At 59.1% G+C, this 14,194-nt stretch carries 13 protein-coding genes, 3 tRNA genes and 1 riboswitch; of the genes, 1 reads left to right on the top strand and 15 read right to left on the bottom strand.

Annotation, left to right across the window (positions count from 1 at the left end; translation table 11 throughout):
* Window position 1 precedes the first annotated feature (1 nt).
* The 7 genes from JTJ32_RS21740 to ltaE form a co-directional block, all read right to left on the bottom strand.
* Window positions 2-75 (bottom strand) — tRNA-Arg (locus JTJ32_RS21740).
* Between the two features lie 87 nt (window positions 76-162).
* Window positions 163-239, bottom strand: a tRNA-Arg gene (locus JTJ32_RS21745).
* A gap of 109 nt (window positions 240-348) precedes the next feature.
* Window positions 349-439, bottom strand: a tRNA-Ser gene (locus tag JTJ32_RS21750).
* Between the two features lie 62 nt (window positions 440-501).
* Window positions 502-690 (bottom strand): carbon storage regulator CsrA, encoded by a 189-nt coding sequence (csrA, locus tag JTJ32_RS21755; protein WP_002554426.1) that lies wholly within the window; start codon window positions 688-690, stop codon window positions 502-504.
* A gap of 172 nt (window positions 691-862) precedes the next feature.
* Window positions 863-2,095 (bottom strand): aspartate kinase, encoded by a 1,233-nt coding sequence (locus JTJ32_RS21760; RefSeq protein ID WP_004884328.1) that lies wholly within the window; start codon window positions 2,093-2,095, stop codon window positions 863-865.
* A 93-nt stretch (window positions 2,096-2,188) separates the two neighbouring features.
* Complete coding sequence (gene alaS / locus JTJ32_RS21765; protein ID WP_099229148.1) at window positions 2,189-4,813, bottom strand: alanine--tRNA ligase; 2,625 nt, start codon at window positions 4,811-4,813, stop codon at window positions 2,189-2,191.
* Between the two features lie 143 nt (window positions 4,814-4,956).
* Window positions 4,957-5,961: a low-specificity L-threonine aldolase gene (ltaE, locus tag JTJ32_RS21770; protein WP_210043246.1), complete on the bottom strand. Its 1,005-nt coding sequence runs from the start codon at window positions 5,959-5,961 to the stop codon at window positions 4,957-4,959.
* Window positions 5,962-6,173: 212 nt separating this feature from the next.
* Window positions 6,174-6,341: riboswitch (FMN riboswitch) on the top strand.
* 126 nt (window positions 6,342-6,467) lie between these two features.
* On the opposite strand from ltaE, the gene JTJ32_RS21775 reads away from it, so the two are divergent.
* Window positions 6,468-6,980 (top strand): 6,7-dimethyl-8-ribityllumazine synthase, encoded by a 513-nt coding sequence (locus tag JTJ32_RS21775; protein WP_004884325.1) that lies wholly within the window; start codon window positions 6,468-6,470, stop codon window positions 6,978-6,980.
* Between the two features lie 57 nt (window positions 6,981-7,037).
* On the opposite strand, the gene arfB is transcribed toward JTJ32_RS21775, so the two are convergent.
* The 8 genes from arfB to JTJ32_RS21815 all read right to left on the bottom strand — a co-directional run bounded on the left by arfB (window position 7,038) and on the right by JTJ32_RS21815 (window position 14,157).
* The gene (gene arfB / locus JTJ32_RS21780; protein ID WP_004884324.1) at window positions 7,038-7,451 is read right to left on the bottom strand and encodes an alternative ribosome rescue aminoacyl-tRNA hydrolase ArfB; all 414 of its coding nucleotides are present in this window, start codon (window positions 7,449-7,451) and stop codon (window positions 7,038-7,040) included.
* 116 nt (window positions 7,452-7,567) lie between these two features.
* Window positions 7,568-8,977, bottom strand: a complete 1,410-nt coding sequence (locus JTJ32_RS21785) for an amino acid permease (protein ID WP_210043248.1) — start codon at window positions 8,975-8,977, stop codon at window positions 7,568-7,570.
* A gap of 296 nt (window positions 8,978-9,273) precedes the next feature.
* Complete coding sequence (gene rluB / locus JTJ32_RS21790) at window positions 9,274-10,497, bottom strand: 23S rRNA pseudouridine(2605) synthase RluB (RefSeq protein WP_210043249.1); 1,224 nt, start codon at window positions 10,495-10,497, stop codon at window positions 9,274-9,276.
* A 185-nt stretch (window positions 10,498-10,682) separates the two neighbouring features.
* Window positions 10,683-10,874 (bottom strand): DUF1289 domain-containing protein, encoded by a 192-nt coding sequence (locus tag JTJ32_RS21795; protein ID WP_184320352.1) that lies wholly within the window; start codon window positions 10,872-10,874, stop codon window positions 10,683-10,685.
* Between the two features lie 157 nt (window positions 10,875-11,031).
* Window positions 11,032-11,817 (bottom strand): SMC-Scp complex subunit ScpB, encoded by a 786-nt coding sequence (scpB, locus tag JTJ32_RS21800; protein WP_210043250.1) that lies wholly within the window; start codon window positions 11,815-11,817, stop codon window positions 11,032-11,034.
* 15 nt (window positions 11,818-11,832) lie between these two features.
* Complete coding sequence (locus JTJ32_RS21805) at window positions 11,833-12,531, bottom strand: segregation and condensation protein A (RefSeq protein ID WP_173335978.1); 699 nt, start codon at window positions 12,529-12,531, stop codon at window positions 11,833-11,835.
* A 119-nt stretch (window positions 12,532-12,650) separates the two neighbouring features.
* Window positions 12,651-13,280, bottom strand: coding sequence for an L-threonylcarbamoyladenylate synthase (locus JTJ32_RS21810; protein WP_004884308.1), 630 nt, complete (start codon window positions 13,278-13,280; stop codon window positions 12,651-12,653).
* A 13-nt stretch (window positions 13,281-13,293) separates the two neighbouring features.
* Window positions 13,294-14,157 (bottom strand): PHP domain-containing protein, encoded by an 864-nt coding sequence (locus tag JTJ32_RS21815; protein ID WP_099229154.1) that lies wholly within the window; start codon window positions 14,155-14,157, stop codon window positions 13,294-13,296.
* Window positions 14,158-14,194: the final 37 nt, after the last annotated feature.

Genomic DNA, 14,194 nt, shown 5'->3' on the forward strand with positions numbered 1-14,194 from the left:
GTGCACTCGACAGGATTCGAACCTGTGACCGCTCGGTTCGTAGCCGAGTACTCTATCCAGCTGAGCTACGAGTGCATTGGTATTTTTAGACCAGATCACCTCTGGTTGAAGCCAGTCAACTTCAGCGTTGTAATAACTTACAACTTTGAAGCCAACCTTAAATGGTGCACTCGACAGGATTCGAACCTGTGACCGCTCGGTTCGTAGCCGAGTACTCTATCCAGCTGAGCTACGAGTGCATGTGTTGGTGCCGCGCATTATAGGTCGTCAGATTGTTTAGTCAAGCACTTTTTCTAGTAAATTCAACAACTTACAGATCAAGCCAAATCTAACGCACTACATAAATAATGGCGGAGAACGGGGGATTCGAACCCCCGACACCCTTTTGAGGTGTACTCCCTTAGCAGGGGAGCGCCTTCGGCCACTCGGCCAGCTCTCCGCAACACGGGGCGTATAATAACCACCCTTTTCCCCGTTTGCAAACCAAAAATTCAATAAAAATTAATGGCTTGGTTCTTCGTCCTTCTCTTTCTTGATCCGCAGGTAGATCTCTTCACGATGAACCGCGACTTCCTTGGGCGCATTGACACCAATACGCACCTGGTTACCCTTGACGCCCAGCACGGTCACAGTGATTTCACCATCACCAATGATCAGGCTTTCTGCGCACCGACGAGTCAGAATCAGCATAACTTTCTCCTTACGCATTCATTCAGGAACAACAGTCTGCACAACCGGTAGGCACAGCCTGCAACAGTGAAGGCTGCAGGCGTGACCCGAGTATCAACTAACGCAAAGAAAAGAACAGCCTTTCTGCGTAGCCCGCAAACGGCACAGCCAGGCCGGGCCGCTTGAAGACCGATCACTCGCCCTGTCGAGCAGCATCCAGTTCAAAAGCCGTGTGCAGTGCACGTACCGCCAGCTCCAGATACTTTTCTTCAATGACCACGGACACTTTGATTTCCGAGGTAGAGATCATCTGGATATTGATGCTCTCCTTGGCCAGCGCTTCGAACATGCGACTGGCGACGCCTGCATGGGAACGCATGCCCACGCCGACGATAGAGACCTTGGCGATCTTGGTATCACCGGACACTTCACGTGCGCCGATTTCACGCGCCGTCGTTTCAAGCACCTGAAGGGCTGCCTGATAGTCGTTGCGATGAATCGTGAAGGTGAAATCGGTGGTGTTATCGTGCGCAACATTCTGCACGATCATGTCCACTTCGATGTTTGCCGCGCTGATCGGGCCGAGAATCTTGAACGCCACACCCGGAGTGTCTGGCACGCCACGGATCGTCAGCTTGGCTTCATCGCGGTTGAAAGCGATGCCGGAAATGATCGGCTGTTCCATGGATTCCTCTTCATCAATGGTAATGAGGGTGCCCGGACCCTCCTTGAAGCTGTGCAGAACGCGCAGCGGGACATTGTATTTGCCGGCAAACTCGACCGCCCGGATCTGCAGCACCTTGGAACCGAGGCTGGCCATTTCCAGCATCTCTTCGAAGGTGATCTTGTCCAGACGCTGCGCTTGCGAAACAACCCGCGGATCGGTGGTGTAGACACCATCGACATCGGTGTAGATCTGGCACTCATCAGCTTTCAAGGCTGCCGCCAGCGCGACACCCGTGGTGTCCGAGCCGCCGCGGCCCAGCGTAGTGATGTTGCCGTCCTCGTCGACACCCTGGAAACCGGCAACCACCACCACACGACCTTCTTTCAGGTCATTGCGGATTTTCTGGTCGTCGATCTGCAGAATGCGCGCCTTGTTGTGCGCGCTGTCGGTGAGAATACGCACCTGGTTGCCGGTGTAGGACACCGCAGGCACACCGCGCTTGATCAACGCCATGGCCAGCAGTGCGATCGTGACCTGCTCGCCCGTGGACACGATTACGTCGAGCTCACGTGGAACCGGTTGATCACTGATCTGCCTGGCCAGCTCGATAAGGCGATTGGTTTCGCCGCTCATGGCCGACAGGACCACGACCAGATCAACGCCCGCCTCACGGAATTTCTTGACCTTGTCGGCCACCTGCTCGATGCGCTCGACAGAGCCCACGGAGGTGCCGCCAAATTTCTGTACGATTAAAGCCATCTCAAAGCCGCCTCAGAACCCGTTAAGGGCACCCATTGATCGTCGAATTCGCATGACAGGCCCGCCTTGCGCGGACGGACCTGCGGATTCGATTCAGATACCCTGCTCTACAAAAGGAACGGTCAGTGCCAGCGCAGCATCCAGCGCACCTGCATCGACACCGCCACCTTGAGCCATGTCAGGACGACCGCCGCCCTTGCCGCCTACCGCTGCGGCCGCTTGTTTCATCAAATCACCGGCTTTGAGTTGGCCAGTCAGGTCCTTGGTCACGCCTGCAACCAAGACAACCTTGTCTTCATGAACACTGCCGAGCAGGATCACTGCGCGGCCGAGCTTGTTCTTCAACTGGTCGACAAGCGCCAGCAGCGCCTTGCCGTCCTGACCATCCAGGCGTGTGGCCAGAACCTTGACGCCTTTGACATCCAGCGCAGCCGACGACAGATCATCGCCCGCGGCACTGGCGGCCTTGGCCTGCAGTTGCTCCAGTTGTTTTTCCAGCAGACGATTGCGCTCAAGCACAGCCGTCAGCTTGTCCAGCAGGTTGTCGCGATTGCCTTTGACCAGCGTCGCGGCTTCCTTCAGTTGGTCTTCGGCCGAGTTCAGCCAGGCCAGTGCCGCAGCACCGGTGACCGCTTCGATACGACGCACACCTGCAGCGACACCGCCCTCGCTGACAATCTTCAGCAGCGAAATGTCGCCGGTGCGGTTGGCGTGGATACCGCCGCACAGCTCGACGGAGAAATCACCGCCCATGCTCAGCACGCGAACGCTGTCGCCATACTTCTCGCCGAACAACGCCATTGCGCCGCGCTTCTTGGCGGTCTCGACGTCGGTTTCTTCGGTCACGACCGGGGTGTTCTTGCGAATCTCGGCGTTGACGATATCTTCCAGCTCACGCAACTGCTCAGGCTTGATGGCTTCGAAGTGGCTGAAGTCGAAGCGCAGGCGCTGACTGTCGACCAGCGAGCCTTTCTGCTGGACGTGATCGCCCAGCACCTGACGCAATGCCGCGTGCAGCAAGTGAGTGGCAGAGTGGTTCAGCGCGGTGGCCTGACGAACCTCGGCCGACACTTCGGTTTCAACCTGCGTGCCGACGGTCAGGCTGCCACTGGCCACAACGCCGTGGTGCAGGAAAGCGCCGCCGGTCTTGGTGGTGTCGCGTACATCGAAACGCACATCACCGGCCTGCAGGAAGCCGCTGTCACCAATCTGGCCGCCGGATTCTGCGTAGAACGGTGTGGTGTCGAGGATCACAACGCCCTCTTCGCCTTCGCTCAGTTGCGGGACGGACTGGCCGTCCTTGTACAGCGCTACGACGCTGGCGCTGCCAGTGGTCGCCGAGTAACCGGTGAACAGGGTTGCCGCGTCGACCTTGACCAGACTGTTGTAATCCATGCCAAACGAACTGGCCGAACGGGCACGCACGCGCTGGGCGTCCATCTCACGTTCGAAGCCGGCTTCGTCCAGCGTCAGGTTGCGCTCGCGGGCGATGTCGCCGGTCAGGTCCATCGGGAAGCCGTACGTGTCGTAAAGCTTGAACACGACTTCGCCCGGCACGACCGACCCCTGGAGTTCGGCCAGGTCCTGTTCGAGAATTTTCAGGCCCTGCTCAAGGGTCTTGGCGAACTGTTCTTCTTCCGCTTTCAGCACGCGCTCGATGTGCGCCTGCTGCTGAACCAGCTCAGGGAACGCAGCCCCCATTTCCGCGACCAGTGCAGCAACGATCTGGTAGAAGAAGCTGCCCTTGGCGCCCAGCTTGTTGCCATGACGGCAGGCGCGACGAATGATGCGGCGCAGCACGTAGCCGCGACCTTCATTGGATGGCAGCACGCCGTCGGCAATCAGGAAGCCGCACGAACGGATGTGGTCGGCCACGACTTTCAGGGATGCCTGGTTGTCATTGGTGCAACCGATGGCCTGGGCGGAGGCCGCCAGCAGGCTCTGGAACAGGTCGATTTCGTAGTTGGAGTGAACGTGCTGCAGCACCGCGCTCACACGCTCAAGGCCCATGCCGGTGTCGACCGACGGCGCTGGCAGCGGATGCAGCACGCCGTCAGCGGTGCGGTTGAACTGCATGAAAACGTTGTTCCAGATCTCGATGTAACGATCGCCGTCTTCCTCCGGCGAACCTGGAGGGCCGCCCCAGATTTCGGGACCGTGATCGAAGAAGATCTCGCTGCAAGGGCCGCACGGACCGGTATCGCCCATGGTCCAGAAGTTGTCGGAAGCGTAAGGCGCACCCTTGTTGTCACCGATGCGAACCATGCGCTCGGCGGGTACGCCGATTTCCTTGGTCCAGATGTCGTACGCCTCATCGTCAGTGGCGTAAACCGTAACCCAGAGCTTTTCCTTGGGCAGGTTCAGCCACTTTTCGGAGGTCAGGAATGTCCAGGCATAGGTGATGGCATCACGCTTGAAGTAATCGCCAAAGCTGAAGTTGCCCAGCATTTCGAAGAACGTGTGGTGACGAGCGGTGTAACCGACGTTTTCCAGGTCATTGTGCTTGCCACCGGCACGCACGCACTTCTGGCTGGTGACGGCGCGGGTGTAGGCACGCTTCTCCTGACCGAGGAAACAATCCTTGAATTGGTTCATGCCTGCGTTGGTGAACAACAGGGTCGGGTCGTTGCCCGGAATCAGGGAGCTGGAGGCGACACGGGTGTGGCCCTGCTCTTCGAAGAAGCCAAGGAAGGCTTCACGGATTTCTGCGCTTTTCATAGGTTCTTCCACGGAGACTGCGGCCAGAGGCAATTGCAAAACGTCAAAGACGTAGCGACGGCAAAGGGCCGCATTATATAGGCGTTGCGCCCTCGGTACAGTCTGTTTGTACGATAGACACAAGTAACTGGACTATTGGCATGTCATTGGCGTGCAAACCCGGCGAACTCTGCAATGACTCGCTCGGTGTCTGCACGTGAAACATTCAGGTGCGTGACCATTCGCAGGCGTGGCGCGGCCACGAGCCGGATGCCGCGGTCGGCACAGAATGCCTTGAGCGCAGCAGCGCGGTCGCCGATGTTCACATACACCATGTTGGTCTGCACAGGCTCAACGCTGTAGCCAAGCCCGGCAAGGCCGTCGGCAAGAAACTGTGCGTTGGCGTGATCGTCGGCCAGACGCTCGACCTGATGATCCAGCGCGTACAGTCCGGCAGCCGCCAGCGAACCGGCCTGACGCATGCCGCCGCCGACCATCTTGCGCAGCCTGCGCGCCTTGGCAATCAGTTCATGAGCGCCGGAGAGCACGGAACCCACCGGAGCGCCAAGGCCCTTTGAAAGGCAGATCGAAACGGAGTCGAAATGACGGGTGATCTCGCGCGCATCGACGTCCAGCCTGACTGCTGCGTTGTACAGCCGCGCACCATCCAGATGCAACGCCAGACCTTTTTCAGCGGTCATGGCGCGTGCATCGGCCAGATAGGACAACGGCAATACCCGGCCTTGCATGGTGTTTTCCAGCGCGAGCAGACGGGTACGGGCGAAATGGAAGTCATCGGCCTTGATGGCCTCGCGGACCTGCTGCAGGTCCAGCGATCCGTCGGCTTGCACATCCAGTGGTTGCGGCTGGATCGAGCCCAGCACCGCTGCACCGCCACCCTCATATTTATAGGTGTGTGCCTGCTGTCCGACGATGTATTCGTCGCCCCGTTCGCAGTGGGCCATCAACGCCAGCAGGTTACTCATGGTGCCCGACGGCACGAACAACGCGGCGGCAAAGCCCAGCCGTTCAGCCAGCGTGGCCTCCAGAAGATTGACCGTCGGGTCTTCCCCGTAAACGTCATCGCCAACAGGCGCCTTGCTCATGGCATCAAGCATGCCAGCCGTCGGTAAAGTCACGGTGTCACTGCGCAGATCAATGACTGTCACGAAAAAGCTCCCTGAAATTCGAACGTCGATAATGCATGCGAGCCAGCGGTTGCAACAAGGCATTACTGAGGCCTCGCTCCATGATAATCAAGCCTGAACGACCCGGCATTGCGCTCCTTTATAAGGAAAAGGCAGGTTCACTGTACGAAAGTGTCCATGCATGATCCAAAAAACTGTGATAAAAATCCCGCGCCGGCCAAGAAATGTGTCGGCAACGTTCTCAGGGCGGGGCGTAATTCCCCACCGGCGGTAATGATGCGCAATGCATCTAGCCCGCGAGCGCTTGAGGGTCGACAGCCACGGCTGACGACTCGCAAGGTCAGCAGACCCGGTGTGATCCCGGGGCCGACGGTCATAGTCCGGATGAAGAGAGAGCGGGAGTGGCGTCTAAAAGAACGTCTGCAAAACCCCATCTTGAACGACACCGTTCAAGCGGTTTTCCTACGCGACTAGAATCCCTTTCGATCCAAATGCCCTGTTTTTTCTATAAACAGGAGTCAGAACACGTGCAACCCACTGCAATCGACAGCAAAAGCAAAAGTCACCCGAACGAACGCGTCGCGTTCATCCAGGCCTGCTGGCACAAGGAAATCGTCGACCAGAGCCGTAAAGGTTTTGTCGCCGAAATGGCCAACCACGGCTACGCCGAGAGCGATATCGACTTCTTTGAAGTAGGCGGCGCTTTCGAGATCCCGCTGCACGCCAAACTGCTCGCCAATTCGGGCCGCTACGCCGGCATCGTAGGCGCCGCTCTGGTCGTGGACGGTGGCATCTATCGCCACGAGTTCGTTGCGCAGACCGTCGTCAGTGCATTGATGCAGGTCCAGCTGGAAACTGAAGTCCCGGTCTTCTCCGTGGTACTGACGCCGCATCACTTCCATGCGGGCGAAGAGCATCAGAAATTCTTCTTCGATCACTTCGTGCATAAAGGTGAAGAAGCTGCAAAGACCTGTGCCGACACCCTCAACAAGGTGCGCGCCCTGCGTCGTCACGAGCTTCAGCAGAAAGCCGCTCGCTAAACCGGTAAGGATGAGGCTGCACTGACTGCCCTGCGCATCAGTTGCAGCCTCGCCTGATCAGAAGTCTACCTTCCCCCGCCCTGCCTTGATCGAACCCCGTTTGCTCTTGGACTCCAGCCTGCGAGTCTTGGAACCTAGGGTCGGCCGCGTCGGCCTGCGCTTTTTCTCGACCTTCGCTGCATTGACGATCAACTCGCTCAACCGCAATAGCGCATCGGCACGGTTCTGCTCCTGCGTACGGTATTGCTGCGCCTTGATCACGATCACGCCATCGCTGGTGATCCGACTGTCGCTCAGCGCCAGCAGCCTCTCCTTGTAGAAAGGCGGCAGCGAAGACGCGTGAATGTCGAAACGCAGATGCATGGCACTGGACACCTTGTTGACGTTCTGCCCACCCGCGCCCTGGGCACGAATAGCGGTCAACTCGATCTCAGTGTCCGGCAGATGGACGTTGTTGGAAATCACCAGCATGAAAACATCTACGCAAAATCGGAATGAAAGCCAAGGATACGCCGCCCGCAGCCCACGTGCATGGCCGAAATAAAAAACCCGGCCTCATGAGCCGGGTTCTTCAAAAGCGAATCACACTACTTGGCGGTCGCAGACGCCGCCACCCGATTGCGTCGACTCTTGATCCGGTAGCAGAGCCACATCGCAGCCAGCCAGACCGGTATTGCGTAGACCGATATCTGAATGCCGGGAATCATCAGCATGATGCCCAGAATGAACACCACGAACGCCAGACAGAAGTAGTTGCCGTACGGATACCACAAGGCCTTGAACAGCGGGATCTGTTGCGTGCGATTCAGGTGCTGACGGAATTTGAGGTGCGAATAGCTGATCATTGCCCAGTTGATGACCAGCGTGGCCACCACCAGCGACATCAGCAACTCCAGCGCATGCTGCGGAATGAAGTAATTGAGCAGCACCGCCACCAGCGTCACCGCAGCCGAGGCGAAGATCGCCTTGACCGGTACACCACGCTTGTCCACCTGCGCCAGCACTTTGGGCGCATCGCCCTGCTCGGCCATGCCGACCAGCATACGGCTGTTGCAGTAGGTGCCGCTGTTGTAGACCGACAACGCCGCAGTCAGGACAACGAAATTGAGAATGTGCGCAGCGGTGTCACTGCCCAGCATCGAGAACACCTGGACGAACGGGCTGCCGCTGTAGGAATCGCCCGAGGCATTAAGACTGGTCAGCAGACTGTCCCAAGGGGTGAGCGAGAGCAGCACCACCAATGCGCCGATGTAGAAAATCAGGATGCGGTAGATGACCTGATTGATGGCTTTCGGAATGACCGTTTTCGGCTGCTCTGCCTCGGCCGCAGTAAAGCCAAGCATTTCCAGACCACCAAATGAAAACATGATGATCGCCAGCGCCATCACCAGACCGCTGACCCCATTGGGGAAGAATCCGCCGTGCTCCCAGAGGTTGCTGACCGACGCCTGCGGTCCGCCGTTGCCACTGACCAGCATGTAACTGCCCAGCGCGATCATGCCGATGATGGCGACAACCTTGATGATCGCGAACCAGAATTCGGTCTCGCCGAACACTTTGACGTTGGCCAGGTTGATGACGTTGATGAGCACGAAGAAGACGGCAGCCGAGACCCAGCTCGGGATATCGGGCAACCAGTAATGGATGTACTTGCCGACCGCCGTCAGTTCCGACATGCCGACCAGGATATACAGCAGCCAGCAGTTCCAGCCGGACAGAAAACCGGCAAAGCCGCCCCAGTAGTTGTGCGCGAAATGGCTGAACGACCCGGCCACCGGCTCTTCGACGATCATTTCACCTAGCTGGCGCATGATCATGAAGGCGATAAAGCCGCAAATCGCATACCCGAGAATCATCGACGGCCCGGCTGATTTCAGCACGCCCGCCGAGCCGAGAAACAGGCCAGTGCCGATGGCGCCGCCAAGCGCGATCAACTGGATGTGTCGATTCTTGAGGCCACGCTTCAACTCGCCAGACGCTGAGTTTTGTTCACTCATCAAAAGCCACCTGATTGTTCTTGTTCTGTGACGGAATAGGACCTGTTGCGCTCGTGACGTAACAGAATGCAGCACGCGGGACGGGTAGCCCCGAGCGTTTCAAAACAGCAGTGATTCACAGAAAAAAGCGCGGCATTGTACACCGGCCTCCACATCGAGGTTTAAAAGAGGACGGGCAGATGTGTCGGGTCGTTTATCCAAATCATTTCGCAGAGCAAAAACATCCAGAAACAGAAACGCCAGCCGCTAAGGGCTGGCGTTTCCGTTTATTCACACACCTGACTCGCACGCCACGTTTACTGTGGCTTGCGACGACCGAAGCCCGGACGCTGACCCGATCCTGCCGGTGGACCACGACGCTTGCCTGACGGCGCATCATCGTCGACCAGCTTGATGCCGGCACGCTTGGGTGCTGGCTTGGCCGGGCGCTTGTTCATTTCGCTCGGACGCTCAGCCACCGGTGTACCACGGCTGTTGTCGGCCGGACGCGGCGAACGGGAACCTGGCTTGCCGGAATCCTTGCGCGGCGATGGGCGCTGGGTCGAATCGCCACGCGGGCGATCACGATCGCTGCCGGTGATTTGTGGCTGACGCTGCGCACGCTCGCCGGACGCCGGTGCGCCAGCGGCAGGACGCAGCGTACGAACGCGCTCGCCCTTGCCCAGCGGGCGGGACGACTGACGCTGCAGACGCTCGAGCTTTTCCTTGGTCTTGGCATTCATCTGCGGCTGGGCCACAGGTGTCAGACCGACTTCGGCAGCCAGAATGTCGACTTCGTACTGGCTCATTTCGCGCCAGCGACCCATCGGCAGGTCGGAGTTCAGGAACACCGGTCCGTAACGCACGCGCTTCAGACGGCTGACCACCAGCCCCTGGGATTCCCAGAGACGACGAACTTCACGGTTGCGACCTTCCATCACCACGCAGTGATACCAGTGGTTGAAGCCTTCGCCGCCGGGTGCCTGCTGGATGTCGGTGAAACGCGCAGGACCGTCTTCGAGGATCACGCCGTTCTTGAGACGCAGCAGCATGTCGTCATCGACCTCGCCACGTACGCGCACTGCGTATTCACGGTCCATTTCAAACGACGGGTGCATCAGGCGGTTGGCCAGCTCACCGTCAGTGGTGAACATCAGCAGACCGGTGGTGTTGATGTCCAGACGACCGATATTGATCCAGCGGCCTTCTTTCGGGCGCGGCAGACGATCGAAGACGGTCGGACGGCCTTCAGGGTCGTCACGGGTGCAGATTTCACCGTCCGGCTTGTTGTACATGATGACGCGGCGAACCGTTTCGGCTGCCTCTTCGCGCTTGATCACGCGGCCGTCGACGCTGATGGCGTCGTGCAGGTCAACACGCTGACCGAGGGTCGCGTCCTTGCCGTTGACCTTGATGCGGCCCTGGGTGATCCAGGCTTCCACGTCGCGGCGCGATCCGACGCCAATGCGGGCCAGAACCTTTTGCAGCTTTTCGCCTGCGGGTCCGATTTCCTGGCTGTCCTGCTTGTCTTTTTCACTCATCTGGGCACCTCCCGGTGTGTCGAATCAGGGCTGACCGAGAACCGGCGAGACCTGTGCCCGGCGCGCTGTGGATAGCGGCAGGACGGAATACGTTGAAGCCCTGGCAAATGGGTTATCGCCGAGGGTCGGCCATCATACGCTCATGCGGCACTTTACGCATCCAGCCTTGCGCGCAATTACCGGCATCACTTCTTCTTTTTGCGACCACCGGTCTTGAGCTTCGCCAGACGCTTGGCCGACTCGCTCAGCACCTCGCGCTTTTCATCCTTTTCCAGCTTCTTCCAGGCCTTGATTTCCCGCTTGCTGCGACCGCATCCCAGGCAAATGTCGTCATCGAATTTGCACAGGCTGATGCAGGGGTTCTTGACTGAACTCATGGACAGCAACTCTCATGGGGAAGATGACTGAACGTGTGACCGCAGGTGGAGGGATGAATTCGAACGGATGAAAATCATCGCCTGCGCCATTCGCGACGCCGAGCTACACGGACAGCATGTCAACGCAGAGCATTGGCCTGATCAGTGTGCTTAACGTCTAGGACGCTCCGCCTCCGCTCTCGGGGTCGGACTCATCCTCATCCACCGATTCAGGCTCGGCCCGCAACAGATCGTCGAAATCCGTTTTCAGCCCCTGCTCCATCGAGTCCAGCTCGACCAGCAGGCTGCGGAAGCTTGTCTCGTCGCGTGGCGGCTCGGGCGCTTCATCGACATCGAGACTGGCATCGGCCAGCGCTTGAAGATGCGCCGGCACTGGAGCATCTTCGAAGTCCAGTTCGGGCTCGGTTTCCATCTCGCGCAGATCCGCCAGCGGCGGCAGCTCGTCCAGGCTTTTGAGGTTGAAGTGGTCGAGAAAACCCTTGGTCGTGGCGAACATCGCAGGCTTGCCCGGTACATCGCGGTAACCCACCACGCGAATCCACTCGCGCTCCATCAGCGTCTTGACAATGTGACTGTTGACCGCCACACCCCGCACATCCTCGATCTCGCCACGGGTGATCGGCTGGCGGTAGGCAATCAGCGCCAGGGTTTCCAGCATGGCGCGGGAATAGCGTTGCGGCCGCTCTTCCCACAGGCGCCCGACCCAGGGTGAAAATTTGTCACGGATCTGCAGACGATAGCCGGACCCGACTTCCTTGAGCTCGAAAGCACGGCCGTCACAGGACTTGCGCAGTATGTCCAGAGCCTTCTTGAAGACTGGCGGCTCGGGGCGCTCGCCTTCTTCGAACAGCTCATAAAGGCGGTCGAGCGTTTGCGGTTTTCCAGAAGCCAGCAGAAACGCTTCAAGCAAGGGCGCAAGTTCGCGGGGTTCATTGAGGTTCATGGATGTGCTCTAGGTCTACTCGGCTCGCGCCCGGACATGGATCGCCGCAAAGGGCTCGTTTTGGACCAGCTCGACCAGCGATTCCTTGACCAATTCCAGCACGGCCATGAACGTCACTACCACACCGAGTCGCCCTTCCTCGGCGGTGAACAGTTCGGCGAACGGCACAAAACCGCCGCCTTTGAGGCGCTCCAGCACATCGCTCATACGCTCGCGAGTGGACAGCGCCTCGCGGCTCACCTGGTGGCTTTCGAACATGTCGCCGCGATGCAACACTTCGGCCATCGACATCAGCACTTCTTCGAGGCTGACATCCGGGAGCAGCTTGCGTGCGCGGGCCTCGGGAGCGTCCAGTTTTGGCACGATGACATCGCGCCCTACCCGCTTAAGGCCATCGATGCCTTCGGCAGCGGCCTTGAAACGTTCGTACTCCTGCAGACGACGAATCAGCTCGGCACGCGGATCGCCTTCCTCTTCCTCGATTTCCGCCGAACGCGGCAGCAACATGCGCGATTTGATCTCGGCGAGCATGGCAGCCATCACCAGATACTCGGCCGCGAGTTCCAGGCGCACGGTTTTCATCAGCTCGACATACCCCATGTACTGCTTGGTGATTTCCGCCACCGGGATGTCGAGGATATCGATGTTCTGTTTGCGGATCAGGTACAGCAGCAGGTCGAGCGGCCCTTCGAACGCCTCAAGAAAGACTTCCAGCGCGTCCGGCGGAATATAGAGGTCCAGCGGCATCTGCGTGAGCGCCTGTCCGTAGACCAGCGCAAACGGCAGCTCCTGCTGGGCGTCGGCCTGACTGTCGACCGTCTCGACCACTGTCATTACGCGTCGTCACCGAACGGCGTCGGATCACCGCAGCCGACACGAATCACCTGCGGCTCGCCTTCGGACAGGTTGATGACCGTGGACGCCGAGATACCGCCGATGCCGCCGTCGATGATCAGGTCCACCTGATGCTCGAGAATCTGGCGCATTTCATACGGGTCGCTCAACGGCACGGTGTCGCCGGGCATGATCAGGCTGACGCTCATCAGCGGCTCGCCCAGTTGCTCCAGCAGCGCCTGGGCAATCGGATGGCTGGGCACGCGCAGACCGATGGTGCGACGTTTCGGGTGCAGGACCAGACGCGGCACTTCACGGGTCGCGTTGAGAATGAAGGTGTACGGGCCCGGCGTGTGCGCCTTGAGCGCACGGAAAGCGCCGGTGTCGACCTTGGCAAACAGCCCCAGTTGCGAGAGATCGCAGCACATGAGCGTGAAGTTGTGCTTGTCGTCCAACTGACGCAGACGACGGATACGCTCGATGGCGCTTTTGTCGCCAATCTGGCAACCCAGCGCATAGGACGAATCTGTCGGGTACACCACCAGCCCGCCGGCCTTGATGATTTCCGCAGCCTGTTTGATCAGGCGCGGTTGCGGGTTCTCCGGGTGGACCTGGAAAAATTGACTCACGGTAACTTCCTGTTCAGACGGCGGCAGTAGGTTGATCATGTTTGAATCTGCACCATAGAGGTGGCAAATCCTCGGGCACGGGGCGGTAAATGCCAATCTCACCCCAGGCACCGGGGCCATGGAAGTCGCTGCCGGCAGTCACCAGCAGACCGAACTCCCGCGCCAGGATCGCCAGGGTTCCGACCTGATCGGCAGGCTGCATGCCATTGACCACTTCGATGGCGTGACCACCTGCCTGGATGAAATCGCCGACCAGTTTACGCCGTTTACTGCGGGTAAAGTCATAATGCGAAGGATGCGCGAGACTGACCCAGGCGCCGGAAGCCCTCAGGGTCGCCACCGTGTCCTCAAGTGTCGGCCAATGTTGCTTGACGTCGCCCAGTTTGCCCGCACCCAGCCATTTTCGGAACGCCTCGGCGCGGTCCTTGACGAAACCTTCACGCACTAGAAAGTCGGCGAAGTGCGGACGAGCCGGCGCATTGCCGCTGTCGCCCAGCTCTTTCTGGATCGCCCGGGCGCCTTCCAGCGCTCCGGGCATACCTTTGATCGCCAATTTGCGACTGATTTCTTCAGCCCGTAACCAGCGCCCTTCGTGCAAACGCGAGATCGCTTCGGTCAGCGCGGGGGCCTTGGTGTCGAACGCGTAACCCAATATATGGATGGTCGCCCCGCCCCAGGTGCAGGACAACTCGACGCCGTTGACCAACTGCATACCCAGTGAATGCGCCGTCTCGCGGGCTTCTTCGAGGCCTTCCAGAGTGTCATGGTCGGTGAGCGAAAGGACACGCACGCCATTCTCATAAGCACGCGTAACCAGTGCGGTGGGCGACAAGGCCCCGTCCGAAGCGGTGCTGTGGCAATGCAGATCAACATTCATAGTGGTGCTTTCGCAGTCATTGATGTTTGTTATTATG

The sequence above is a fragment of the Pseudomonas alliivorans genome, assembly GCF_017826695.1.
GTDB classification, from domain to species: Bacteria; Pseudomonadota; Gammaproteobacteria; order Pseudomonadales; family Pseudomonadaceae; genus Aquipseudomonas; species Aquipseudomonas alliivorans.